21 protein-coding genes are annotated in these 22,426 nt (G+C 70.3%); 5 read left to right on the forward strand and 16 right to left on the reverse strand.

From position 1 onward, the window contains the following. Positions 1 to 7: 7 nt before the first annotated feature. Entirely contained in the window at positions 8 to 907 is a 900-nt protein-coding gene (locus QTH87_RS16535) for a LysR family transcriptional regulator (protein WP_286610672.1), read from the forward strand. A 67-nt stretch (positions 908 to 974) separates the two neighbouring features. Here QTH87_RS16535 and ssb read toward each other — a convergent pair whose 3' ends face one another. Beyond that, positions 975 to 1,499, reverse strand: coding sequence for a single-stranded DNA-binding protein (gene ssb / locus QTH87_RS16540; protein ID WP_286610673.1), 525 nt, complete (start codon positions 1,497 to 1,499; stop codon positions 975 to 977). Between the two features lie 206 nt (positions 1,500 to 1,705). Here ssb and uvrA point away from each other — a divergent pair, with 206 nt between their 5' ends. Next, on the forward strand, positions 1,706 to 4,759 hold the full coding sequence (uvrA, locus tag QTH87_RS16545) for an excinuclease ABC subunit UvrA (protein WP_286610675.1): 3,054 nt from the start codon (positions 1,706 to 1,708) through the stop codon (positions 4,757 to 4,759). Positions 4,760 to 4,904: 145 nt separating this feature from the next. Beyond that, a complete protein-coding gene (atpE, locus tag QTH87_RS16550) occupies positions 4,905 to 5,144 on the forward strand; it encodes a F0F1 ATP synthase subunit C (RefSeq protein ID WP_286610677.1) in 240 nt (79 codons plus the stop codon). A 17-nt stretch (positions 5,145 to 5,161) separates the two neighbouring features. Here atpE and QTH87_RS16555 read toward each other — a convergent pair whose 3' ends face one another. The 8 genes from QTH87_RS16555 to gtdA all read right to left on the reverse strand — a co-directional run bounded on the left by QTH87_RS16555 (position 5,162) and on the right by gtdA (position 13,970). After that, positions 5,162 to 6,274 carry an NADH:flavin oxidoreductase/NADH oxidase gene (locus QTH87_RS16555; protein WP_286610679.1) on the reverse strand — a complete coding sequence of 371 codons (1,113 nt, stop codon included), beginning with the start codon at positions 6,272 to 6,274 and terminating at the stop codon, positions 5,162 to 5,164. Positions 6,275 to 6,332: 58 nt separating this feature from the next. Continuing rightward, entirely contained in the window at positions 6,333 to 7,226 is an 894-nt protein-coding gene (locus tag QTH87_RS16560; protein WP_286610681.1) for an acyl-CoA thioesterase, read from the reverse strand. A gap of 112 nt (positions 7,227 to 7,338) precedes the next feature. After that, a complete protein-coding gene (locus QTH87_RS16565) occupies positions 7,339 to 8,688 on the reverse strand; it encodes an FAD-dependent oxidoreductase (RefSeq protein WP_286610683.1) in 1,350 nt (449 codons plus the stop codon). A 128-nt stretch (positions 8,689 to 8,816) separates the two neighbouring features. After that, the gene (locus tag QTH87_RS16570) at positions 8,817 to 9,800 is read right to left on the reverse strand and encodes a Bug family tripartite tricarboxylate transporter substrate binding protein (protein WP_286610684.1); all 984 of its coding nucleotides are present in this window, start codon (positions 9,798 to 9,800) and stop codon (positions 8,817 to 8,819) included. Between the two features lie 68 nt (positions 9,801 to 9,868). Next, positions 9,869 to 10,855 carry a Bug family tripartite tricarboxylate transporter substrate binding protein gene (locus QTH87_RS16575; protein WP_286610686.1) on the reverse strand — a complete coding sequence of 329 codons (987 nt, stop codon included), beginning with the start codon at positions 10,853 to 10,855 and terminating at the stop codon, positions 9,869 to 9,871. Between the two features lie 44 nt (positions 10,856 to 10,899). Further along, entirely contained in the window at positions 10,900 to 12,123 is a 1,224-nt protein-coding gene (locus tag QTH87_RS16580; protein WP_286610687.1) for a 3-hydroxybenzoate 6-monooxygenase, read from the reverse strand. A 17-nt stretch (positions 12,124 to 12,140) separates the two neighbouring features. Continuing rightward, positions 12,141 to 12,845 (reverse strand): fumarylacetoacetate hydrolase family protein, encoded by a 705-nt coding sequence (locus QTH87_RS16585; protein ID WP_286610689.1) that lies wholly within the window; start codon positions 12,843 to 12,845, stop codon positions 12,141 to 12,143. Positions 12,846 to 12,905: 60 nt separating this feature from the next. Further along, positions 12,906 to 13,970 (reverse strand): gentisate 1,2-dioxygenase, encoded by a 1,065-nt coding sequence (gene gtdA / locus QTH87_RS16590; protein WP_286610690.1) that lies wholly within the window; start codon positions 13,968 to 13,970, stop codon positions 12,906 to 12,908. 110 nt (positions 13,971 to 14,080) lie between these two features. Here gtdA and QTH87_RS16595 point away from each other — a divergent pair, with 110 nt between their 5' ends. Both QTH87_RS16595 and QTH87_RS16600 read left to right on the forward strand, forming a co-directional pair. Further along, positions 14,081 to 14,995, forward strand: coding sequence for a LysR family transcriptional regulator (locus tag QTH87_RS16595; RefSeq protein ID WP_286610692.1), 915 nt, complete (start codon positions 14,081 to 14,083; stop codon positions 14,993 to 14,995). Between the two features lie 44 nt (positions 14,996 to 15,039). Further along, on the forward strand, positions 15,040 to 15,489 hold the full coding sequence (locus QTH87_RS16600; protein WP_286610694.1) for an acyl-CoA thioesterase: 450 nt from the start codon (positions 15,040 to 15,042) through the stop codon (positions 15,487 to 15,489). Positions 15,490 to 15,496: 7 nt separating this feature from the next. Here the strand turns inward: QTH87_RS16600 and QTH87_RS16605 are convergent, their stop codons facing one another. The 7 genes from QTH87_RS16605 to QTH87_RS16635 form a co-directional block, all read right to left on the reverse strand. Further along, the gene (locus tag QTH87_RS16605; RefSeq protein ID WP_286610696.1) at positions 15,497 to 16,441 is read right to left on the reverse strand and encodes a hypothetical protein; all 945 of its coding nucleotides are present in this window, start codon (positions 16,439 to 16,441) and stop codon (positions 15,497 to 15,499) included. Further along, positions 16,438 to 16,815, reverse strand: coding sequence for a DUF1622 domain-containing protein (locus tag QTH87_RS16610; protein ID WP_286610697.1), 378 nt, complete (start codon positions 16,813 to 16,815; stop codon positions 16,438 to 16,440). The genes QTH87_RS16605 and QTH87_RS16610 overlap by 4 nt, the downstream gene beginning before the upstream one ends. An 81-nt stretch (positions 16,816 to 16,896) precedes the next feature. Next, positions 16,897 to 18,180 (reverse strand): fumarylacetoacetase, encoded by a 1,284-nt coding sequence (fahA, locus tag QTH87_RS16615; RefSeq protein WP_286610698.1) that lies wholly within the window; start codon positions 18,178 to 18,180, stop codon positions 16,897 to 16,899. Next, entirely contained in the window at positions 18,177 to 19,514 is a 1,338-nt protein-coding gene (gene hmgA, locus QTH87_RS16620) for a homogentisate 1,2-dioxygenase (protein WP_286610699.1), read from the reverse strand. Before hmgA ends, fahA begins: the two co-directional genes overlap by 4 nt. Continuing rightward, positions 19,511 to 19,726 (reverse strand): DUF2783 domain-containing protein, encoded by a 216-nt coding sequence (locus QTH87_RS16625; RefSeq protein WP_286610700.1) that lies wholly within the window; start codon positions 19,724 to 19,726, stop codon positions 19,511 to 19,513. Before QTH87_RS16625 ends, hmgA begins: the two co-directional genes overlap by 4 nt. A gap of 5 nt (positions 19,727 to 19,731) precedes the next feature. Further along, entirely contained in the window at positions 19,732 to 21,423 is a 1,692-nt protein-coding gene (locus tag QTH87_RS16630; RefSeq protein WP_286610702.1) for an FAD-dependent oxidoreductase, read from the reverse strand. A gap of 4 nt (positions 21,424 to 21,427) precedes the next feature. Further along, positions 21,428 to 22,387, reverse strand: coding sequence for an MBL fold metallo-hydrolase (locus QTH87_RS16635; RefSeq protein ID WP_286610703.1), 960 nt, complete (start codon positions 22,385 to 22,387; stop codon positions 21,428 to 21,430). Positions 22,388 to 22,426: the final 39 nt, after the last annotated feature.

Genomic DNA, 22,426 nt, shown 5'->3' on the forward strand with positions numbered 1-22,426 from the left:
AGATCGCGTGAGACCGACCCTCGACTCGAAGCTCCTGGTCCAGTTCGTGGCCATTGCGGAGGCGGGCTCGATCACCCAGGCGGCCACGCGCCTGAACGTCGCGCAGCCCTGGCTGTCGACGCGCCTGCAGCGGCTGGAGCGGCAGGTGGGCTTCGCGCTGTTTCAGCGCCGGCCGCAGGGCCTGAAGCTGACGGTGCGCGGCGCCGAGCTCTTCGACGACGCGAAGATGATCACGCGGGCCATCGACGTGGTCGAAAGGACCGTCGAACGCCTGCGCTCCGAGGACCGGCAGTCGCTGCGCCTGGGAGCCCCGCCCTACAGCAGCGACATCGCCCGCCGCACCCGACTGGTCGACCGGTTCGCGTCTTCCGAGAGTTCGATCGGCGTGGAGATCCACGTCGGGTGGACGCCCGCGCTGCTGGAGAGGCTCGGCACGCAGGACCTCGATCTCACGTTCGCCATGGCGCCCGATGTGGAAGCCGAGCGAACGATCCTCATCGACCAGATCGGCGTCGACATCTGGATGCGCGCGGACGACCTGCTGGCGGGACGCAGCGCGCTTCTCCCCGACGACCTGAGCGGCCGCCAGCTCTACACCTTCAATCGCAACCTGAATCGCAAGCTGTACGACACCATCTTCGGACCGCTGGGCCAGGCCGGAGCAAGGCTGGTCCAGGTCGCGGACGACACCACGCCCGATGCGCTGGCCTCAGAGGGCGCCGAGCGCGCCCTCGGCACCAACTACCACCTGCCGGCCCGCCTGGCCGCAGCCGGCAAGCTGGTCAGCGTGCCGCTGGCCGGGGTCAGGGTACCGTTCATGCTGGTGCGCCGCACCGGGGAACTGTCGGGCCCGGCAAGTCGGTTCTGGGAACTGGCTAAGGCAGAGTCGGCGCCGATGCGATCCTGACGCCAGGTGCTGGCGATGGCCGCCGCGCGGCCGCCCGATGGGGCGCTGGCGGCGGACTTGCTGGATCTCAGAAAGGGATGTCGTCGTCCATGTCGTCGAAGCCCGACGACGACTTGGCCGGCGCCTGGCGCGGTGCCGCAGCCGGTGCGCGCGGCGCCGCGGCCGGCGGTCGCGAGTAGCCACCACCGCCACCACCGCCACCACCACCGGAATATCCGCCGTCGTCGTCGCTGCCGCCCGATGGGCCGCCCTGGCCCTGGCGGCTGCCGAGCATCTGCATCTGGTCGACGCGAATGTCGGTGGCGTACTTCTCGACGCCGTCCTTGTCGTTGTACTTGCGCGTGCGGATCTGGCCTTCGACGTAGATCTGCGAGCCCTTGCGCAGGTACTGCGCGGCGATCTCGGCCAGGCGGCCGTTGAAGACCAGGCGGTGCCACTCGGTGGCTTCGCGCATCTCGCCGCTCTGCTTGTCCTTCCACTTGTCTGTGGTGGCAAGGGTCACGTTGCAGACCTGGTCGCCGCTCGGGAAGGTGCGGGTTTCGGGGTCGCGCCCCAGATTGCCGACGAGGATGACTTTGTTGACCGATGCCATGTGCACTGCCCCTGATGAAGTGATGAAGGAGGAGGAAAAGAACCGCAGATTGTGCCGCATGGCGACCCCGGCAGGCGCGCCGCCGGCCGGTCGGAATCGTGCCGCGCCGCGGCCGAATCGCGCGGCCCGGAAGCCGGCGATTCCCGGACCCTGCCCGGAAACCGCCGGGGACTTATCATGTCCGGTTGCCCCAGACCGACCGCCCCGTGAATCTCCCACCCGAAGACGCCTATCTCGGCGCAGTGCTCGCGCAGCAGCGCATCAGCATCCGCGGCGCGCGCACCCACAACCTCAAGAACATCGACCTCGACATCCCGCGCAACAAGCTGGTGGTGATCACCGGCCTGTCGGGTTCGGGCAAGTCGAGCCTGGCCTTCGACACGCTGTATGCCGAGGGTCAGCGCCGCTACGTCGAGAGCCTGTCGGCCTATGCGCGGCAGTTCCTGCAGCTCATGGACAAGCCGGATGTCGACATGATCGAGGGCCTGTCGCCCGCGATCAGCATCGAGCAGAAGGCCACCAGCCACAACCCGCGCTCGACCGTCGGCACCGTGACCGAGATCCACGACTACCTGCGCCTGCTCTATGCGCGCGCCGGCACGCCGTTCTGCCCCGAGCACCACCTGCCGCTGCAGGCCCAGACCGTGAGCCAGATGGTCGATGCGGTGATCGCGCTGCCCGACGAGCCGCGGCTCATGATCCTCGCGCCGGTGGCGCGCGAGAAGAAGGGTGAGTTCGTCGAGCTGTTCGCAGAGATGCAGGCCCAGGGCTACATCCGCTTCCGGGTCGACGGCCAGACCTACGAATACAACGACCTGCCCAAGCTCAAGAAGACCGAGAAGCACGACATCGACGTGGTGATCGACCGCCTGCGTGCGCGCCCCGACATGCAGCAGCGGCTGGCGGAGAGCTTCGAGGCCGCGCTGCGGCTGGCCGACGGCCGGGCGATCGCGCTCGAGATGGACGCGCCGGCCTCCGAGCCCGAATCGGCGCCGGCGCCCAAGCCCGCGCGCGAGCACCTGTTCAACGCCCGCTTCGCCTGCCCGATCTGCCACTACTCGCTGGCCGAGCTCGAGCCGCGGCTGTTCTCGTTCAATTCGCCGGTGGGCGCCTGCCCGAGCTGCGACGGACTGGGGCACCGCGAGTTCTTCGATCCGGCACGGGTGGTGGCCTTTCCGTCGCTGAGCCTCGCGAGCGGCGCGATCAAGGGCTGGGACCGGCGCAATGGCTACTACTTCAGCATGTTGGAGAGCGTGGCCAGGCACTACAAGTTCGATGTCGAGAAGCCCTTCGAGGAGCTGCCGGCCTCGGTGCAGCAGACCGTGCTGCACGGCTCGGCGCTGGAAGAGATCAAGTTCAGCTACATCATGGACAGCGGCCAGCAGGCCGGCAAGAAGCTGGTCCGCAAGCACCCGTTCGAAGGGATCATCCCGAACATGGCGCGGCGCTACCGCGAGACCGACTCGACCATGGTGCGCGAGGACCTCTCCCGCTTCCGCAACATGCAGCCCTGCCCCGACTGCGAAGGCACGCGCCTGCGCCCCGAGGCGCGCAACGTGTTCCTGGTCGACGACTCGGGCCCGGAGCCGAAGCGCATGGCGATCTACGAGATCAGCCATGCCACGCTGCGCGACAGCCTGGGCTATTTCCAGCAGTTGCAGCTGCGCGGCGCCAAGGCCGAGATCGCCGACAAGGTGGTGCGCGAGATCGGCCTCAGGCTCAAGTTCCTCAACGACGTCGGACTCAACTACCTGAGCCTGGACCGCAGCGCCGAGACGCTGTCGGGCGGCGAGGCGCAGCGCATCCGGCTGGCGTCGCAGATCGGCTCGGGCCTGACCGGCGTGATGTACGTGCTCGACGAGCCCAGCATCGGCCTGCACCAGCGCGACAACGACCGCCTGATCTCCACGCTGCGCCACCTGCGCGACATCGGCAACAGCGTGATCGTGGTCGAGCACGACGAGGACATGATCCACGCCGCCGACCACGTGATCGACATGGGCCCGGGCGCCGGCGTTCATGGCGGCCGCGTGATGGCGCAGGGCAGCTATGCGGAGGTCGCGGCCAACCCGGATTCGCTGACCGGCCAGTACCTGTCGGGCGTGAAGAAGATCGAGGTCCCTGCCCGCCGCACGCCCTGGCTGCCGGTGGTGGCGACCGCCTCCTCCTTCCATGGCAGGAAGCCGCCGCGCTTTCCGCCCAGCCCCGCGGCCGAGCGGCGCGCCGCACGCGAGGCCGCGCACCTGGCTTCGCAGTCCGACCTGCAGGAGATCCGCGTCATCGGTGCCACGGGCAACAACCTGCAGAACGTGAGCGTGGCCTTTCCCGTGGGCCTGCTGACCTGCGTGACCGGCGTGTCGGGCTCGGGCAAGTCGACGCTGGTCAACGACACGCTCTACAGCGCGGTGGCACGCACGCTCTACCGCGCCCACGAGGAGCCGGCCGCGCACGAGGCGATCGAGGGCATCGAGTACTTCGACAAGGTGATCAACGTCGACCAGTCGCCGATCGGGCGCACGCCGCGCAGCAACCCGGCCACCTACACCGGCCTGTTCACGCCGATCCGCGAGCTGATGGCCGAGACCAACACCGCCCGCGAGCGTGGCTACGGCCCGGGCCGCTTCAGCTTCAATGTGGCCGGCGGGCGCTGCGAGGCCTGCCAGGGCGACGGCGTGGTCAAGGTCGAGATGCACTTCCTGCCCGACGTCTACGTGCCCTGCGAGGTCTGCCACGGCCAGCGCTACAACCGCGAGACACTCGAGGTGCTCTACAAGGGCCGCAACATCGCCCAGATCCTCGACATGACGGTCGAGACCGCGCACGACTTCCTCAAGGCCGTGCCGACCATCGAGCGCAAGCTGCGCACCCTGCTCGACGTCGGCCTCAGCTACATCAAGCTCGGCCAGTCGGCGACCACGCTGTCGGGCGGCGAGGCCCAGCGCGTGAAGCTCGCGCTCGAGCTGAGCAAGCGCGACACCGGCCGCACGCTCTACATCCTCGACGAGCCGACCACCGGCCTGCACTTCGCCGACATCGAGCTGCTGCTCAAGGTGCTGCACCAGCTGCGCGACGCCGGCAACACGATCGTCGTGATCGAGCACAACCTCGACGTCATCAAGACCGCCGACTGGCTGATCGACATGGGCCCCGAAGGGGGCGCCGGCGGCGGCACGGTGGTGGGCGTCGGCACGCCCGAGGACATCGCGGCCAACGAGGCCAGCCACACGGGGCGCTACCTCAGGCGCCTGCTGCCAGCCTAGGCACGGCGCCAGCGAAGGGCGCTGCGCGCATGACCTGCGAGGTCATCGACGCGCCACGGCGCGCGCGCGACATTGGAGGCGAGCCGGGACCAGAGTGGTGCCGGCAGCCACCAGGCCGAATCGAAAGGCCAACGAAAGCGCAACCATGAACGGCTTCGACATCCTCCCCCTCGCAGTGGCACTGCTGATCGGCATCGCCGCGGTGGGCTCGTGCATCGGCATCGGCATCGTCGGTGCCCGCCTGCTGGAGGGCACGGCGCGCCAGCCCGAGCTCAAGGACACGCTGCAGACGCTGTTCTTCCTGATCGCGGGCGTCACCGACGGCGCCTTCATCATCGCCACCGGGATCGGCCTGTGGTTCGCGACCGCGAACCCGTTCAAGTAACGCGCAGCGGCAGAGGCCTAGCGTTGCCCGATGCGGGCGTCGCCGAACAGGCCCTTGAATTCGCGCGGCTCGGAGCGCCAGTACGGCGGCGGCACCTCGACCTGGGCGCCGAGCTCGGCCGCGGCACGCCACGGCCAGTGCGGTTCGAACAGCATCGCGCGCGCCAGCGCGACCAGATCGGCCTGGGCCTGCGCGACGATGGCCTCGGCCTGCGAGGGCTCGGTCACGAGCCCGACCGCGATGGTCGGCATCGCCACCGCCGCCTTCAGCTGCTCGGCCAGCGGAACCTGGTAGCCGGGGCCGACAGGAATCCGCTGCTGCGGCGAGACGCCGCCCGACGACACGTGGACGAAGCTGCATCCCAGCGCTTCGAGCGCCTGGGCGAAGGCAATGCTCTGGGCCACGTCCCAGCCGTCGTCGACCCAGTCGGTGGCCGAGATGCGCACGCCCACCGGGATGCGCTGCGGCACGGCGGCGCGCACCGCCTCGAAGACCTCGAGCGGAAAGCGCATTCGGTTCGCGAGCGTGCCGCCATAGGCGTCCTCGCGGCGGTTCGCGATCGGCGACAGGAACTGGTGCAGCAGGTAGCCATGCGCCGCATGCAGCTCGATCAGGTCCAGGCCTAGCGCATCGGCGCGCTGCGCGGCACGCACGAAGGCGGCCTTGACTCTCGCGAGGCCTTCGGCATCGAGCGCCACGGGCGGCGGCTCGCCGGGCGCATGTGGCAGCGCCGAGGGGGCCACGGTCTGCCATGCGCCCTCGGCCGGCGCCAGGCATTGGCCGCCTTGCCAGGGCACGTGGCTCGCGCCCTTGCGGCCTGCATGCCCGAGCTGGATGCCGATCGGCATGGGCGAGTGGCGTCGCAGCGCCTGGAGCACGCGCCCGAGTGCGGCTTCGTTCGCGTCGCTGCAGAGACAGAGGTCGCCGAGCGTGATGCGGCCGGCTTCCTCGACCGCGGTGGCCTCGAGGATCAGGAGGCCGGCGCCCGACAGCGCGAGCTGGCCCAGGTGCATCAGGTGCCAGTCGCCGGCATCACCATCGACGCACGCGTACTGGCACATCGGCGCGATGAGGATGCGGTTGCGCAGGGTCAGGGACCCGAGCGCGAAGGGCGAGAACAGGACGCTCATTGCGAATCCTCCGTGCTGCGCACTGTGGTGCGATCGCCTTCGGGCGGCCGGGCGGCGCTCATCGCCGCGGCATGTTCTCGGGCCGCACGCGCAGCATGCCCTCCTGGGCGGCCGAGGCCACCAGGCGTCCGTCGCGCGTGTAGATGCTGCCGCGGCACAGGCCGCGCGCGCCGCTCGCGCTCGGCGAGTCCACGCTGTAGAGCAGCCAGTCGTCGAAGCGGAAATCGCGGTGGAACCACATCGCGTGGTCGAGGCTCGCGGGGCGCACCTGCCCGCTCATGAAGCTCAGGCCGTGCGGCCGCATCGCGACGCCGAGCAGGCCGTGGTCGGAGGCATAGGCCAGCAGCGCGCGATGCACGTTGGGGTCGTCGGGCAGCGGCGCGATCGCGCGCATCCAGATCGCGTCCTCGGCCACGCCGGGCACCGGCGCGAGCAGGTCGCCGGGCGCGACGCGCCGGTATTCGATGCCGTGCGGCGCGGTGGCCTTGACCCGCCAGCGCTCGGGCAGCCGGTCGCCGAGCGCAATGCGCTGCTCGCGCTCGTTCGCGAGGCCCTCGGGCCCGGCCACTTCGGGCATCGGAAACTGGTGCTCGATGCCCTCGTCGACGGTCTGGAACGAGGCCGAGAGCTCGAAGATGATGCGCTCGCCCTGGCGCGCGACCACGTGGCGCGTGGTGAAGCTGCGGCCGTCGCGCACGCGGTCGACCGAATAGTCGATCGGCGCATGCTCGCCGGGCAGCAGGAAGTAGGCATGCATCGAATGCGCGGGGCGGTCGGCGCCGACCGTCAGGCTGGCCGCCATGAGCGCCTGCCCCAGCACCTGGCCGCCGAACACGGCCGGCGTGCCGATGTCCTCGCTCTGGGCGCGGAAACGGTCGTCGCCGAGCGGTTCGAGGCGCATCAGCTCGACCAGTTCGTCGACGAGGCGGGAGGCGGTGGCGGGGTCGGTCATCGGGGGCATCAGGGAAAACGAGAAGCCTGTGACGATAACAAAGAGCCGCCGCGGGCGCTGTCCCGCGCCTGTCAATGCCCGCGGGCGGCGCGGCGCAGCGGCGCCCGGCGCTTCAGCGGTCCAGGTCGGCGCCGTCGGCCGCGAGCCGGCGCTGCAGTGCTGACACGTCGACCGCGGCGAAGCCCCCGCCGTCTGCCAGCCCGGCCGCGGCCGTTCCCGCCGCCTGGCCCATGACGAAGCAGCCGCCGCTCGCGCGCGCGGCCGACTGGCCTTCGTGCGTCATCGAAGCGCAACGGCCGGCCACCAGCAGGTTGTCGACGCCGCGCGGCACCAGCATGCGCCAGGGCAGCTGGTTGAAGGTGCGGCGCGGGTCGCGCGGGAAGGCCCACTCGATGCGCCCCGCCGCATGCATCTCCATCGGCCAGGCGTTGATGCCGATGCTGTCGTCGAAACATGCCGACGCCAGGATGTCCTCGCCCGTGAGGGCGTAGAGGCCCTCGATGCGGCGGGTCTCGCGGATGCCCACCTGCGGCGCGATCTCCACGATGGCCGATTGCTCGAAGCCCGGCACCTCGGCCTTCAGGAAGCGGAAGAACTCGCCGATCTGGCGCCGGCCCTCGATCTCGCCCGCGCTGAGTTCGCGCGCGTCGACGCCGTTCATCGCATCGCCTGCGGCATTGCGGATCTGCGTCACGTTGGCGCGCCATTCACGCGGGTCGATCTGCGGCCGCAGGATCGCGCCTTCGCGCGGGAAGCGATAGGCATCCGGATCGCGCTCGCGCGCCTGCTGCATGAGGACGTTGATGGCCTTGAACTCGCCGACTGCCGCGAGCGCGCGCGCGGCCTCGACATGGCCGACGCGGAACATGGTGGAGGGAAAGAGGCCGCTGCCATGGCCGTCGCCGACCGCGAAAGGCACGCCCGCGAAGGCCGCGACGTCGGCGTCGCCGCTGGCATCGACGAAGGCGTTGGCGCGGATCGCCTGCCGCCCGGACTTGGTCTCGACCACGAGCGCGGCGATGCGCGCGCCGTCCATCACGACCGCGGCGGCGAACGCATGGAACAGCAGCTCGACACCGGCGTCCAGCAGCAACTGGTCGGCCGCGCACTTGTAGACGGAGGTGTCGTAGGAGCGCACGCGGATGCGGCCCTGCATGCCGTCCTGCGGCTTGTTGAGGCCGCCCAGCGCGTCGATGCGCGCGAGCAGCTCGTCGGCCACGCCGTGTACCAGCTGCGTCATCTCGCCGTCGCGGCGGCCGTAGAGGCCGGCAAAGTTCGTCACGCCGCCGGCCGTCCCCATGCCGCCCAGGAAGCCGTAGCGCTCGACCAGCAGCGTGCGCGCGCCGTGGCGCGACGCGCTCACCGCGGCCGCGATGCCCGCGGGGCCGCCGCCGACCACGACCACGTCCCAGTCGCCGAAGACCGGGAGTTCGCGCGCAGGTTCGTGGACAGTCGAGTTCAAGTCATTCTCCAAGGAGAGGGTATTTCCTTCGGGGAACACCGCGGAACCGGCTCTGCCGGGCCGCTGGTGTTGCCCCCGGCAGGGGGTGGGCGCTCCGACACGAAGTGCGGGGCAACCTGGGGGGCGGGCTATTGCAGCTTGATGCCGTTGGTCGAGATGATCTTGCCCATGATGGCGGCCTCTTCCTTGACCCGCTCGCGCATGCCGTCGGGCGAGGTGCCGACCGCCTGCCAGCCCTGCTCGAACAGCTTCTGGCGCACCTCGGGCGATTTCATGATGACCGCGAGCTCGCGGTTGATGCGCTCCTGCGCGGTCTTCGAGAGGTTGGACGGGCCGAGCAGCGCGGTCCAGACCTCGAGGTTGAAGTCGCGCACGCCGGCTTCCGAGAGCGAGGGCACTTCGGGCGCCAGCGTGCTGCGGCCGCTCGTGAGGCCGATCGCCTTGAGCTTGCCGGCCTTCACCTGCGGCAGCGCCACGCCGGGCGGGATCAGCGCCATCTGGACCTGGTCGCCGAGCAGGCCCGTGACGACCTGCGGGTTGCCCTGGTAGGGCACGTGCACGGCCTTGAGGCCGGGCACCCTGGTCTTGAGCTGCTCCATGCCCAGGTGGCCGACCGAGCCGACGCCGACCGAGCCGTAGCTCCACGCGTCGCCGCCCTTGCGGCCGGCATCGAAGAAGGCGGCACCGCTGGGCAGGTTGTTCTGCGCCACCAGCACCAGCGGCGCGGTCGCGATCAGCGAGAGGTAGGTGAAGTCCTTGGCCGGGTCGTAGGGCAGCTTGGGATACAGCATCTTCGACGAGGTCAGGTTGCCGTTGATCACGATGCCCAGCGTGTGGTCGTCGTTGGCCTTGGCCACCATGTCGGCCGCGATGTTGCCCGAGGCGCCGGGCTTGTTGTCGACCACGACGGGCTGGCCGAGGGCCTTGGACAGCGGCTCGGCGATGGTGCGTGCCGCGATGTCCGGGGTCGATCCGCCCGGGAAGCCGACCACCAGCCGGATCGGCTTGGTCGGCCATGCGGCGGGCTGCTGCGCCATCGCGGTGACGGGAAGCGTGCCGGCGGCGAGGGCGCACGCGGCGGCGATCAGGATGTCTCTCTTGGTGGGATGCATGGGGTGGGGGCGGGGAAGAAAACGGGGCTCAAGGATAGCCCTCACGTGTCACCAGACGTATCCGGCCTTCATTCGAGGCTGATGTTGCCGCGGCGCACCAGCTCGCCGTAGGTCTTCGACTTGGCCTCGGCGTTGCGGCCGATCTCCTCCGGCGACCAGGCCAGCGGCTCGAACGCGAAGGTGTCGAAGCGGGCGCGGATCTCGGGGTCGGCGATGACCTTGGCGACGTCGGCGTTGATCTTCGTGCGGATCGCGGCCGGCACGCCCTTCGGCGTCAGCAGCGAGACGAAGGAATTGACCTCGAGGCCGGCCGGTCCGCCCGCCTCGGCCATGGTCGGCACGTCGGGCATCTGCGGGATGCGCCTGGGCGCCGCGATCGCGATGTAGCGCAGCTTGCCGGCCTTGTAGATGCCCTGGCTCGAAGGCAGGCTCGCGAAGCTCCAGGCCACTTCGCCCGAGCCGACGTTGGCGAACAGCTGCGAGACCTCGCGGTACGGCACGTGCTGCATGTGGGTGCCCGTGAGCGCCTCGAGCTGCTGGCCGCCCAGGTGCCCGGGGCTGCCGACGCCCCAGGAACCGTAGCTGACCTGGCCCGGCCGGGCCTTGGCGGCCGCGACCAGGTCGGCCATGTTCTTCCAGGCCGAGTCGGTCGGCACCGCCACCAGGAACGGCGTGCGGAACAGCGACGCCACCGGATCGAAATGCTCGAGCGGCACGAAGTTGCGCGACTTGTACAGGTGCGGCAGCGCCGCGATGTGCTCGCTGTCGAGCTGCAGCAGCGTGTAGCCGTCCGGTGCTGCGCGTCGTGCCTGCTCGATCGCGATGAAGCCGCCGCCGCCCGGCTTGTTGTCGACCAGCACGCGCTGGTTCCAGAGCCGGCCCAGCTTGTCCGAGACCAGCCGCAGCACCGCGTCCGGCCCGCTGCCGGCCGCGAACGGCGTGACGATGGTCACCGGTCGGCTCGGGAAATCGGCGGCCGGCGCCTGGGCCGCGGCAGCAGTGGACAGCAGGGCCGCGGCGGTGCCGGTGGCGAGCAGCGAGAGGAGCGATGTCATGAGAGTGCTGTCTCCGGGGAATTGATCTTCAGGGGAAGCAGGGGTCAGCGCGCCGCGTCGGCCGCGGCATCCAGGCAGCGCGCCGGTTGCCAGCCGTAGAGCCATTCGACGGCATCATGGAAGCGCTCGGGCGTGCGGTCCGGCCACAGGCTGTTGCGCACCAGGCGCTCGACGCCCTTCGCGTGATAGAGCCGCCCCATCTCGCGCACCGACAGCACCACTCGGGCGGTGCGCGCCACGCGGGCCGAGGCATAGAGGCGAAAGGCCGCCGGCAGGTCGAAGTCGCAGGCCTCGACCGCGGCGCCGAGCGTCACCGCGTCCTCGAGCGCCATGCAGGCGCCCTGCGCGAGGTACTGCATCATCGGATGGGCGGCGTCGCCGAGCAGCGTGGCCGGGCCTTCGCTCCAGTTCGCGACCGGATCGCGGTCGACGGTGCTCCAGCGGCGCCACGAATCGGGCCGGTCGAGCAGCTGCCGCGGCCGCGCATGAACACCCTCGAAGTACGAGAGCACCTCTTCCTTGCTGCCGTCGCTCACACCCCACTCCTCGCGCTCGCGGCTGTGGAAGGTGACGACCAGGTTGTATTGCTCCCCATGGCGCAGCGGGTAGTGCACCAGGTGGCAGTCGGGACCGGCCCAGACCACGGGTGCATTCCAGCGCAGCTCCGGCGGCATCTCGGCGGCCGGCACCACGGCGCGGTAGACCACGTGGCCCGAGACGCGCGGCGCGTCCCCGATGAGCTTCGCCCGCACCACCGACCTGACGCCGTCGCAGCCGACGATCGCATCGGCCGCGAAGCGCCGGCCGTCGCGCGTGGCCGCCGTGACGCCGCGCGCGCCGATGTCGAGCGACTCGACCTGCGCCGACGTGTGGAAGCGGATCAGCGGATGCTGCTTCACGGCCTCGTGGATCGCGCCGTGCAGGTCGGCGCGATGGCTCACCGCATAGGGATTGCCGAAGCGCGCGCGAAAGGCGTCGCCGACCGGCACCGAGGCGATCTCCCGGCAATCGACCGCGTCCATCATCACGAGCCGGTCGGTGAAGACCGCGCAGCGCCGCACAGCGTCGCCGACGCCCAGCGCATAGAGCGCCGCGAAGGCGTTCGGGCCGAGCTGCAGTCCGGCGCCGATCTCGCCGAGGGTCGCGCTCTGCTCGAGCAGGTCGATGCCGATGCCGAGCCGCGCGAGCGCGAGCGCCGCGGCCATGCCGCCGATGCCGCCGCCGACGAGCAGCACGCGGGGCCGCGCGCCATCGAGCTGGTGTTCCATGCCGACGCCTCCTGCGCTCACTCGACCCGCACCGCGATCGGCGCCAGGCCGTCGATGCGCACCGTCAGGGTCTGGCCTCGCTGCACCGCGCCCACGCCCTCGGGCGTGCCCGTGAACACCAGGTCGCCGGGCTGCAGCGCGAACAGCGTCGACAGGTTCGCGATCACCTCGCCGACCGACCAGATCAGCTGGCGGATGTCGCTCTTCTGCCGCAGCTCGCCGTCGACCTCCAGCGTGATGGCGCCCGCCTTCATCTCGCCGCTCGCCCCGCGCAGACGCAGGGGGCCGACCGGCGCCGAGAAGTCGAAGGCCTTGCCGATCTCCCAGGGCCGGCCCTGCTCGCGCATCTTCATCTGCAGGTCGCGCCGCGTCATGTCGAGGCCGACCGCGTAGCCGTGGATGTGGCGCACCGCGTCCTCGACCGCGATGTCGCGCCCGCCCTCGCCGATCGCCACCACCAGCTCGGCCTCGTAGTGGTAGCTGGCGGTCAGCGCTGGATAGGGAATCGCCGCCGTGCGACCGGCCGGCACCGGCACCACGGAGGCGTCGTCGCCGGGCTTGCAGAAGAAGAACGGCGGCTCGCGGTCGGGATCGAAGCCCATCTCGCGCGCATGGGCTGCGTAGTTGCGGCCGACGCAGTAGACGCGGCGCACCGGAAACAGGTCGTCCGAGCCCTCGATGGCGAGGCCGACGGCGGCGGGGGGAGGAAAGACGAAAGACATGTGGGCTCCTGCCGCGGTTCGCGGCCCAACGAGAGGTTGCGGACTGAAGCGGTGCGCGCTTCAGTCGAGAAAGGCTTCGCGCAGCACGCCCATGGCCTGCTGCACCGGGCGATCGGAAAAGCTGAACAGCACGGTCTCGGCGGTCGCCTCGAGCCGCAGCGGCGCCCACGAGGGCACGACGAAGGTGTCGCGCGGACCGAAGGCGAAGCGCTCGCCGCCGATCTCGGCCGTGCCGTGGCCCTCGACCACGCTGTAGACCGCGCCGTCGGTGGCGCGATGCGTGCGGCCCGCGAAGCCCGCGGGCAGCAGCTGCAGGTTCGTCGCGATGGTCGGCATCGGGGAGCCGCCGGTCAGCGGGTTGACGTAGCGCAGCTTGTGGCCGAGCCAGGCGTCGGGCGATTCCTGCCGCTGCAGTTGCGCGAGTGCATCGCGGCTGCGCGCATAGGGGTAGTTGAAGATCGGCGATGTCGGCGACACGTGGTCGTGGCGCACCGGCACCATGTTGTGGCCGAAGCGCGCCAGGCTGTGGCCCTCGGGCCGCGCCACCTGCTGCATGCGGGCGTCGTCGTTCTCGGCGAAGCCGGCGTCGAAGAAGCGCAGCATCGGGATGTCGAGGCCGTCGAGCCACACCACCGGCTCGCTCGCGCCCGCGATTCCCTCGTTGCCGTGGTCGTGCCAGGCCCACGAGGGCGTGATGATGAAGTCCCCCGGGTACATCGTGGTGCGCTCGCCGCCAACCGTGGTGTAGGCGCCCTTGCCATCGACGATGAAGCGCAGCGCCGACTGCACGTGCCGGTGCGACGGCGCGACCTCGCCCGGCATGATGAGCTGCAGGCCCGCATAGAGCGACTGCGTGATCGAGGAGCGGCCGGGGATCGCGGGGTTCTCGAGCACCAGGACGCGGCGCACCGCCTCTTCGGCCGTGATCAGGTCGGCCGACTCCATGAGCAGGGGCCGGATCTCGTCGTAGCGCCACAGCGCCGCCACGCAGGGTGTCTGCGGCTCCCGCGGCACCAGCGCATGCAGCGACTCCCACAGCGGCGTGAGGTTCAGGGGGCGGATGCGGTCGTAGTAGGCGCGGCGTTCGGCCTCGGCGCTGCCGGCGGCCTGCTGGGCGGTTGTCATGGGCGTTGTCTCCTGGCGTCGGGCGCCGTGGAGCGGATTGTTGGCCCGCACCACTATTTGTTCAAGACCGGTGCTCAATACCTGGTATTGCGTTTTTGGATAATGCGGCCATGTCCAGGCTCGATCTCGAATGGCTCGCGGTGTTCGACGAGGTCTACAAGACCGCCAGCGTCTCGAAGGCGGCCGAACGGCTCGGCCTGGGCCAGGCCGCGGCCAGCACCATGCTCAACAAGCTGCGGCTGCACTTCGACGACCGGCTCTTCACGCGCACCGCGCAGGGCATGCAGCCGACGCCCCAGGCCGAGCGGCTGGTGGGCCACGTGCGCGAGGTGCTGGCCCAGCTCGACCTGGCGCGCGGCAACCGCGGCGGCTTCGATCCGGCCGAGGCGCGCCGGAACTTCCGCGTCTGCATGACCGACATCAGCGAGGTGGTGCTGCTGCCGGGCCTGATCGATCACCTGCGGCGGCATGCGCCCGGCGTGCAGCTCGAGACCGAGATCATCTCGACCGCGAGCGGCCGCCGGCTCGAGGACGGCGAGGTCGACATCGCGGTCGGCTTCATGCCGCAGCTCGATGCCGGCTTCTACCAGCAGACTTTGTTCAAGCAGGACTTCGTCTGCCTCGCGGCCCAGGCGCATCCGCGCATCGGCGCCCGGCTCACGCGGCGCCGCTTCGAGGCCGAGGCCCATGCCGTGATCTCGTCTTCCGGCACCGGCCACGCGATCGTCGACAAGACGCTGGCCCGGCTCGGCATCGAGCGCCGCGTGGTAGTGCGGCTGTCGAGCTTCCTGAGCGCGGCGCGGATCGTGGCCCGTACCGAGCTGATCGTGATCGTGCCGCGCATCCTCGGCGAGGTGCTCGCCACCCAGGAGCCGGTGCGCCTGCTGGCGCCGCCCTTCGACCTGCCGGCCTACGCGGTCAAGCAGCACTGGCACGAGCGCTTCCATGCCGACGCCGGCAATGCCTGGCTGCGACGCACGATGGCGCAGCTGTTCGGGCCCGGAACCGGCACCGGGCTCGCATAATCGGCACGGGCGCCCCACGCATCCACTCTTCGCCCAGGCACTTCATGTCGTCGATCACCCTGCGATTCCTCGCCGAGCCCAGCACCGTCAACTTCGGCGGCAAGGTCCACGGCGGCACCGTCATGAAATGGATCGACGAGGCCGGCTACGCCTGCGCCACGAGCTGGTCCAAGCGCTACTGCGTGACGGTCTTCATCGGCAGCATCCGCTTCCACCGGCCGATCATGATCGGCGACCTGGTCGAGGTCGAGGCGCGCCTGGCCTACACCGGCAACAGCAGCATGAACATCTCGGTCGAGGTGCGCAGCGGCGACATGAAAGGCGGCGAGATGCACAAGACCACCGAATGCCTGGTGGTGTTCGTCTCGGTCGACTCGCACGGCCGCACGCTGCCGGTCGACAGCTACACGCCCGGCACGCCCGGCGAGATGGCGCTGGCCGAGCGGGCCCGCGCGCACCTCGAGGCCACGCGCGCCGCCGCGGCCGGGCACTGAGGCGCCGTCAGAAGCTCACGGCCAGCCCGAGCGACACGCCCGACACGTTGTTGCCGAAGACGTAGCGCAGCACGGCGCGCACGCGCGTGATGAAGATGTCGCGCCCGCTGGTGTCGACCTCCAGGCCGGTGCCCAGGGTCGTGAGCCGGTCGAAGCCCAGCACGTCGGCCTGGCTGCCCAGATAGTGCGAGTGCGAGAACTCCAGCACGTAGCGCAGCGGGCGCTCGAAGGCCTGCAGCCCGGTCGGCGCGCGCCAGCGGGCCCAGACGTTGGCGGTGCGGGCCGACGCGCGGCCCTCGACCGCCGCGCTGCTGCCGCCGAAGGACCGCAGCTCGATGTCGGAATAGCGCAGTTCGAGATCGACCTCGTAGTCGTCGCGGTAGTGCTCCCAGTCGAGCATGACGCCGCCGCCGAGCCCGTAGGCGTTGAGCGAGCCGCCATCGAGAAAGTCGATCTGGCGGTCGGTGACGTGGGCGAAATAGGCCCGCGCGATCTGCAGGTCGCTCGCCACCTTGCCGAGCGAGAAATTGAAGATCGGCCGGAACGCGAGTTCGGGCGTGATCGGGAAGTCCCAGCCGACGCCCGCGGTGCCGCTCACCGAATTCCAGCGCACCGGCAGCTGGCGCGACTCGCGCCCGTCGCTGGCGACGAACACCGGGTCGTAGCGGCTGTAGGCGATCGCTCCCTCGAGATAGAGCGGCACGCGCTTGCTCACCGTGAAGCCGCCGCCGAGTTGCGACATCACGATGCCGGGATTGGCGCGGCCCGGGTCGTCGATCGAGAGGCTGCTCGAGGTGAGGTCCGGCACGGCGGAGAACGACATGAGCGCCAGCACCGCGTTGGCGTGCTCCTGCACGCGCGGCCCCACGATGCCGAGCGGCTGCGCACGGACACCGCCAGGCCCGAGCGCGCAGGCCGCCAGCAGGGCCAGCGCGGCGACGACCCGGGTCATGCGTCCTTGCTGGGCGAGGGCGGCTGCTCGGACTCCTGCGTGATGCGGCGCGCCAGCTCGATGTCGCGGCCCAGGAAATAGCCGAGCAGCGTGCGGATGGCGGCGATCGCGCCGAGCTTGCCGATGTCGTCCCAATTGGGCGATACCGCGGTATCGATCAGGTCGGCCGCGAGCATGAACTCGAGGCCCAGCAGCAGCCAGCGCGAGAGCCCCTGCCAGACCTCGAGCGTGACCGAGGCGGCCGTCCGGCCCGCCAACAGGCCGCGCAGCAGGTTCCACAAGGCCGCCGCGGTGCCAAAGGCCAGCAGAAGCATCGTGATGAACTGGAGCGTCTGCGAAAGACGCTCGGCGAGCAGGTGCAGGGCAGTTTCCATGGGGCCTTCGGAAGATCGGCCGGCAGAGTCGGCTGCCTTGCCGGCGCGTCATTGTCTCCCGCGCCGGCCCCGCAGCAGCTGTCAGGCCGCGGGAAGCACCGTCCCGCTGACCTCACCGAGCCCGATGCGCACCGAGCCCGCGCGCTCGCACCAGCCGCGCATCACGAGCGTGTCGCCGTCCTCGAGGAAGGTGCGCTGCTCGCCGTTGGGCAGGCTGATCGGTTTCTTGCCGCCGCCGCTCAGCTCCATCAGCGAGCCGGCCTCGCCGGCCTCGGGGCCCGAGAGGGTGCCCGAGCCCAGCAGGTCGCCGGGCTGCAGGTTGCAGCCGTTGACCGTGTGGTGGGCGATCAGCTGCGCGGGCGTCCAGTAGGCGGCGCGCCGGGTGTTGGTGCGCGACAGCCGCACCGGGGCCTCGCCGGCCTCTCGCATCTTCGCGGTCTGCAGCAGCACCTCGAGCTCGATGTCGAAGGCGCCCTGCGCGCGGTTGGCTTGCGAATCCAGGTACGGCAGCGGCTGCGGGTCCTCGACCGGGCGCTCGAAGGCGGCGCGGAACGGCGCCAGCGCCTCGGTCGTGACCAGCCAGGGCGAGACCGTGCTGGCGAAGTTCTTCGACAGGAAGGGCCCGAGCGGCTGGTATTCCCAGCCCTGGATGTCGCGTGCCGACCAGTCGTTGAAGAGCGTGACGCCGAACAGGTGCGCCTCGGCGTCGGCGATGCCGATCGGCTCCCCCTGCGCATTGCCCTGGGCCGCGAACCAGCCCAGCTCGAGCTCGTAGTCGAGCCGCTTCGACGGCCCGAAGTCGGGCGCCCCGGCCGGGTCCGAGCCCGGCGCCTTGGTCTGGCCCTGCGGCCGCTTGAAGCGCTGGCCGCTGACGCCGATCGACGAGGCGCGGCCGTGGTAGCCGATCGGCACCCACTTGTAGTTAGGCAGCAGCGGATTGTCGGGGCGGAACTGCTTGCCGACCGTGGTCGCGTGGTGCACGCTGGTATAGAAATCGGTGTAGTCGCCGATGCGGCAGGGCACGTGCATCGTGACCTGCGACTGCGCGACCAGCGCCGACTCCCATTCGCCCTGGCGCGAACTGCCCTCGGCCAGCCCGCGCGAGATCAGCGCGCGCAGCGACTGGCGCTTCTCGGGCGTGGCAGCCATCAGCGCGTTCATGTCGTCGCTGTCGACCAGGCCCGCGCGGCGCAGGTCGAGGATGCGGTCGCCGATCGCGACGCCGATGCGCGGGCTCGCGTCGTTGCCATGGCTGAAGCGGCCGAAGGGCAGGTTCTGGATCGGGAAGTCGCAGCCGGCCTCGTTGGCGGATGCGACCCAGCTGCGCAGTTTCAGGTCGTGGGTGGCGTCGATGGAGGTGGTCATGGCTTGAACTGGTCTTTGAGGCCGGCCCAGCAGTCGGCGTAGTCGTTGTCGAGCGCCGGGCTTTGCATCGCGTAGGCGGTGGGGATGAAACGGAAGCGGCTCTCGAACATGAAGGCCAGCGTGTTGTCGAGCTTCCTCGGCGCGAGCTCGCCGTGGCTCGCCTTCTCGAAGGCTTCCTCGTCGGGCCCGTGCGGCACCATGCAGTTGTGCAGGCTGGCGCCGCCGGGCTTGAAGCCGCCGGGCTTGGCGTCGTATTCGCCATACACCAGCCCCATGAACTCGCTCATGAGGTTGCGGTGGTACCAGGGCGGCCTGAAGGTGTCTTCCATCACGAGCCAGCGCGGCGGGAAGATCACGAAGTCGCAGTTGGCGGTGCCGGGCGTGTCGCTGGGCGAGGTCAGCACCGTGAAGATCGACGGATCCGGATGGTCGAAGCTGATCGAGCCGATGGTCATGAAGTGCGCGGTGTCGTACTTCACGGGCGCGAGGTTGCCGTGCCAGGCGACCACGTTGAACGGCGAATGCGAGGTCGGCGTCGACCACAGGCGCCCGCTCGACTTCTTGATCAGCCGGTATTCATGCGGTCCGCCGTCCTCGAAGGCCGCCACGGGCGCCTGGAAGTCGCGCGCGTTGGCCAGGCCGTTGGAGCCGATCGGGCCCAGCTCGGGCAGGCGGAACTGGGCGCCGTAGTTCTCGCAGACATAGCCGCGCGAGGGGCCCGCGCCGGCTTCCGAATCCGGCAGGTCGACCTTGAACACCATGCCGCGCGGCAGCAGCGCGATCTCGCCGGGCTTCACTTCCAGCACGCCCATCTCGGTCGTGATCACGAGTCGGCCCTGCTGCGGCACGACGAGCATCTCGCCGTCGGCGTTGACGAAGGCGCGGCGCTGCATCGAGCGGCCCGCGAGGTAGACATGCGCCGCGATGCCGCTCTGGGCCTCGGCATCGCCGTTGGCCGCCAGCGTGCGCATGCCGTCGACGAAATCGGCGTCGGCCGCGTCGCCCTCGAAGGGGATCGGCGCCCAGCGCATCGGCTCGGGCGGCAGAGCGATCTCGCGGGCGCCGCCGGTGGTCCAGTGCGGCTGGGCATAGGCCTGGTAGCGGCCCGCCACCACCGAGGGCTGGCGCCGGTACATCCAGGTGCGGCGGTTGGCGTGGCGCGGCGCCGTGAAGGCGGTGCCCGAGATCAGCTCGGGGTAGAGGTCGAAGGGCGCGCGCTGCGGGCTGTTGCGGCCTTGCGGCAGCGCGCCCGGCACGGCCTCGGTCGCGTATTCGTTGCCGAAGCCGCTCTGGTAGCGGCGCGCGTCGGCGGAGGTTGCGGGGGTCGTCGTCATCGATGGGTCCCTGGGTTGTCGTTGGATCGGGCCGCGGCGAGCGCCTGGCGCAGCACCTCGGTCGAGCCGACGTGGTTGGCCAGCAGCAGCACGAGGCGTGCGTTGAGCGCATGGCTCTCTTCGGTCGAGAGGCCCTGGTGGGTCTCGATCAGCGCCTCGTAGAAATCGTCGGGCGCCTCGAGGTTCGGCGTGGTGATCAGCAGTGTCGGCATGGTGTTCAGGCCTTCCTTGCGAGCGCCCGGTCGCGCGCGGCTCGCAGCGCGGCGGGCGTGGGATCGCGCCAGCGCGCACACACGTGCTGGTCGGGGCGCAGCAGGTAGACGGTGCCGGGCCTGGCGTCGTAGCGTCTGGCAGCCAGTTCTCCGGCGCCGGTGACAGGAACCCGGACCACGTGCAGCGGCAGGCCGGACTCCCGCAGCGCACCGAGGCTCCGCGCGGCCGGCTCGCCCTCGCCGAAGACCAGCGCCGTGAAGCGGGTCTCGTCGGCGTCGTTGCCGTCTGGACACAGGGCGCGCAGCAGCCAGCCGGCACGGCCGCCCTCGTCGGCCAGGGGCGCATCGGCGGCTGCGGCGCCCGGCACCATGCGGCCTTCGAAGGCGTCCTCGTCGGGGGTGTTAAGGGGCGAATCGGCCAGCGTGGCCGGCACCGACAGCCGGCCGCTGTTGACCAGTGCGCGCGCGAAGGCATGGTGCTTCGAGAGCTCGAGCACCGCGTCGCGGAACAGCCGGCTCACCTCGCTCTTGGGCGTGATGAAGTCGGTGGCGCGGGTCGAATGGCGGATGTTCTCGTCGGCCGCGTACTCGCGCTCGCCGGCATAGCTGTCGAGCAGCGCCTCGGGCGCTTCGCCCCGCCAGACGGCGGCCAGCTTCCAGGCCAGGTTGTCGGCGTCCTGCACGCCGGAGTTGGCACCACGGGCGCCGAAGGGCGAGACGCCGTGGGCCGAATCGCCCGCGAAGAGCACCCGCCCGTGGCGAAAGCTCTCCATGCGCTGGCAGGCGAAGGTGTAGACGCTGGCCCAGCCGATGTCGAAGCGCACGCCGGCGTGGCCGATGCTGTCGAGCAGCGCGCGCACGCGCGGAAGGATGCGCTCGGGCTTGCGCTCCTCCACCGGATCGGCGTCCCAGCCGAGCTGGAAGTCGATGCGCCACATGCCGTCGGCCTGCTTGTGCAGCAGCACGCTCTGGCCCGGATGGAAGGGCGGATCGAACCAGAAGCGCCGCTCGGTCGGCAGATCGGCGTCCATCGTGACGTCGGCGATCAGGAAGCGGTCGCGGAACACGCGCCCCTTGGCCTCCTGGCCCAGCAGCTGACGCAGGTTGGAGCGCGATCCGTCGCACGCCGCCACGTGATCGGCCGCGATGCGGTAGTTGCCCTCGGGCGTCTCGATCTCGAGCAGCGCATGGTCGGCCGATTGCGTGATGCCGACCACCTTGTTGCTCCAGCGGATGTCGATCAGCGGCAGCTCGGCCGCGCGTTCGGCCAGGAAGCCCTCGACGTAGTACTGCTGCAGGTTGATGAAGGCCGGGCGTTCGTGGCCGGTCTCGGGCAGCAGGTCGAAGCCGTAGACCTGTTCCTCGCCGAAGAAGACGCGGCCGCGCTGCCACGACACGCCCTTGGCGACCATGCGTTCGGCGCAGCCCAGGCGGTCGAATACCTCGAGCGTGCGCTTGGCGAAGCAGATGGCGCGCGAGCCGGTCGACAGCGTGCAGTCGTTGTCGAGCAGCAGCACCGGCACCCGGCGCTGCGCGAGATCGATGGCGAGCGCGAGGCCGACGGGCCCGGCGCCGACCACCACCACCGGGTGGCGCGCGGGCGCGGCCGCGTCCTGGTCGGGGTGGTGCCGGTAGTCGAAGCGCAGCGTCTGGTAGTCGACCGGCGCCGCGGCGGTCGTTGCGGACGAGCCCTGCATGGCCTCAGCTCTCGAGCGCCTTCCACATCTCGATGTCGCGCTCGGCGGTCCAGATGCGCGGATCGGTGTATTTCGTCGCCTCGTCGTAGCAGCGCGTCACGTCGAAGGGCATGCAGTGGTCGAAGATCACCCAGTGGCCGTACTTGGGCTTGAGCGCGGCGAAGGTGTCCTTGTAGATCGCGTTCAGGTCCTTGCCTGCGGCGACGCCCTTCTGCACGTTGGCATAAACGTCGGCGATGAAGTCGCGCGTCTCGGTCAGTCCCTTGGCGACGTCCTCGGGCGTGGTCAGCGCGGCGCCGCGGCCCGGCACCAGCGCCCTGGGCTTGAGCGCGGCGAGGTTGTCCAGCGTCTGCGGCCAGTCCTTGAAATAGGCGTCGCCCGCATACGGCGTGGCGCCGAACTCGACCAGGTCGCCCGACAGCAGGGCCTTCTCGCCGGGCAGCCAGACGACCGTGTCGCCCTTCGTGTGGCCACGGCCGAGCTGCAGCAGCTGCACTTCGAGCTTGCCGAGCCACAGCGTCATCTTGCCGGTGAAGGTCATGGTCGGCCAGGTCATGCCGGGCGGCACGGTCTCGACGCCCGCGAACAACCGGGGGAAGCGGCCGATCTCGCTGGCCTTGTCCTGCTCGCCGCGTTCGACGATGAGGTCGTAGGTGTCCTGGCTGGCCAGAATCTGATGTGCGCCATAGGCGCTGGCGCCCAGCACGCGCACCGCGTGGTAATGCGTGAGCACCACGTACTTGATGGGCTTGTCGGTCACCTCGCGGATGCGGCGGATGACGTCCTGCGCCATGGCCGGGGTGGCCTGCGTGTCGGCCACCAGCACGGCGTCGTCGCCGATGACGATGCCGGTGTTGGGGTCGCCTTCGGCCGTGTAGGCCCAGGCGTGCTCGGAAATCTGGCTGAAGGTGACCTTCTTTTCCTCGAGGTCGGCCTGGCTGGCGAACTTCTTGACTTGGCTCATCGCGGTCTCCGGTAATTTGTCTAAAGTTAATCGATTCGC

Source organism: Variovorax jilinensis (genome assembly GCF_030316885.1).
Taxonomy (GTDB): Bacteria; Pseudomonadota; Gammaproteobacteria; order Burkholderiales; family Burkholderiaceae_C; genus Variovorax; species Variovorax jilinensis.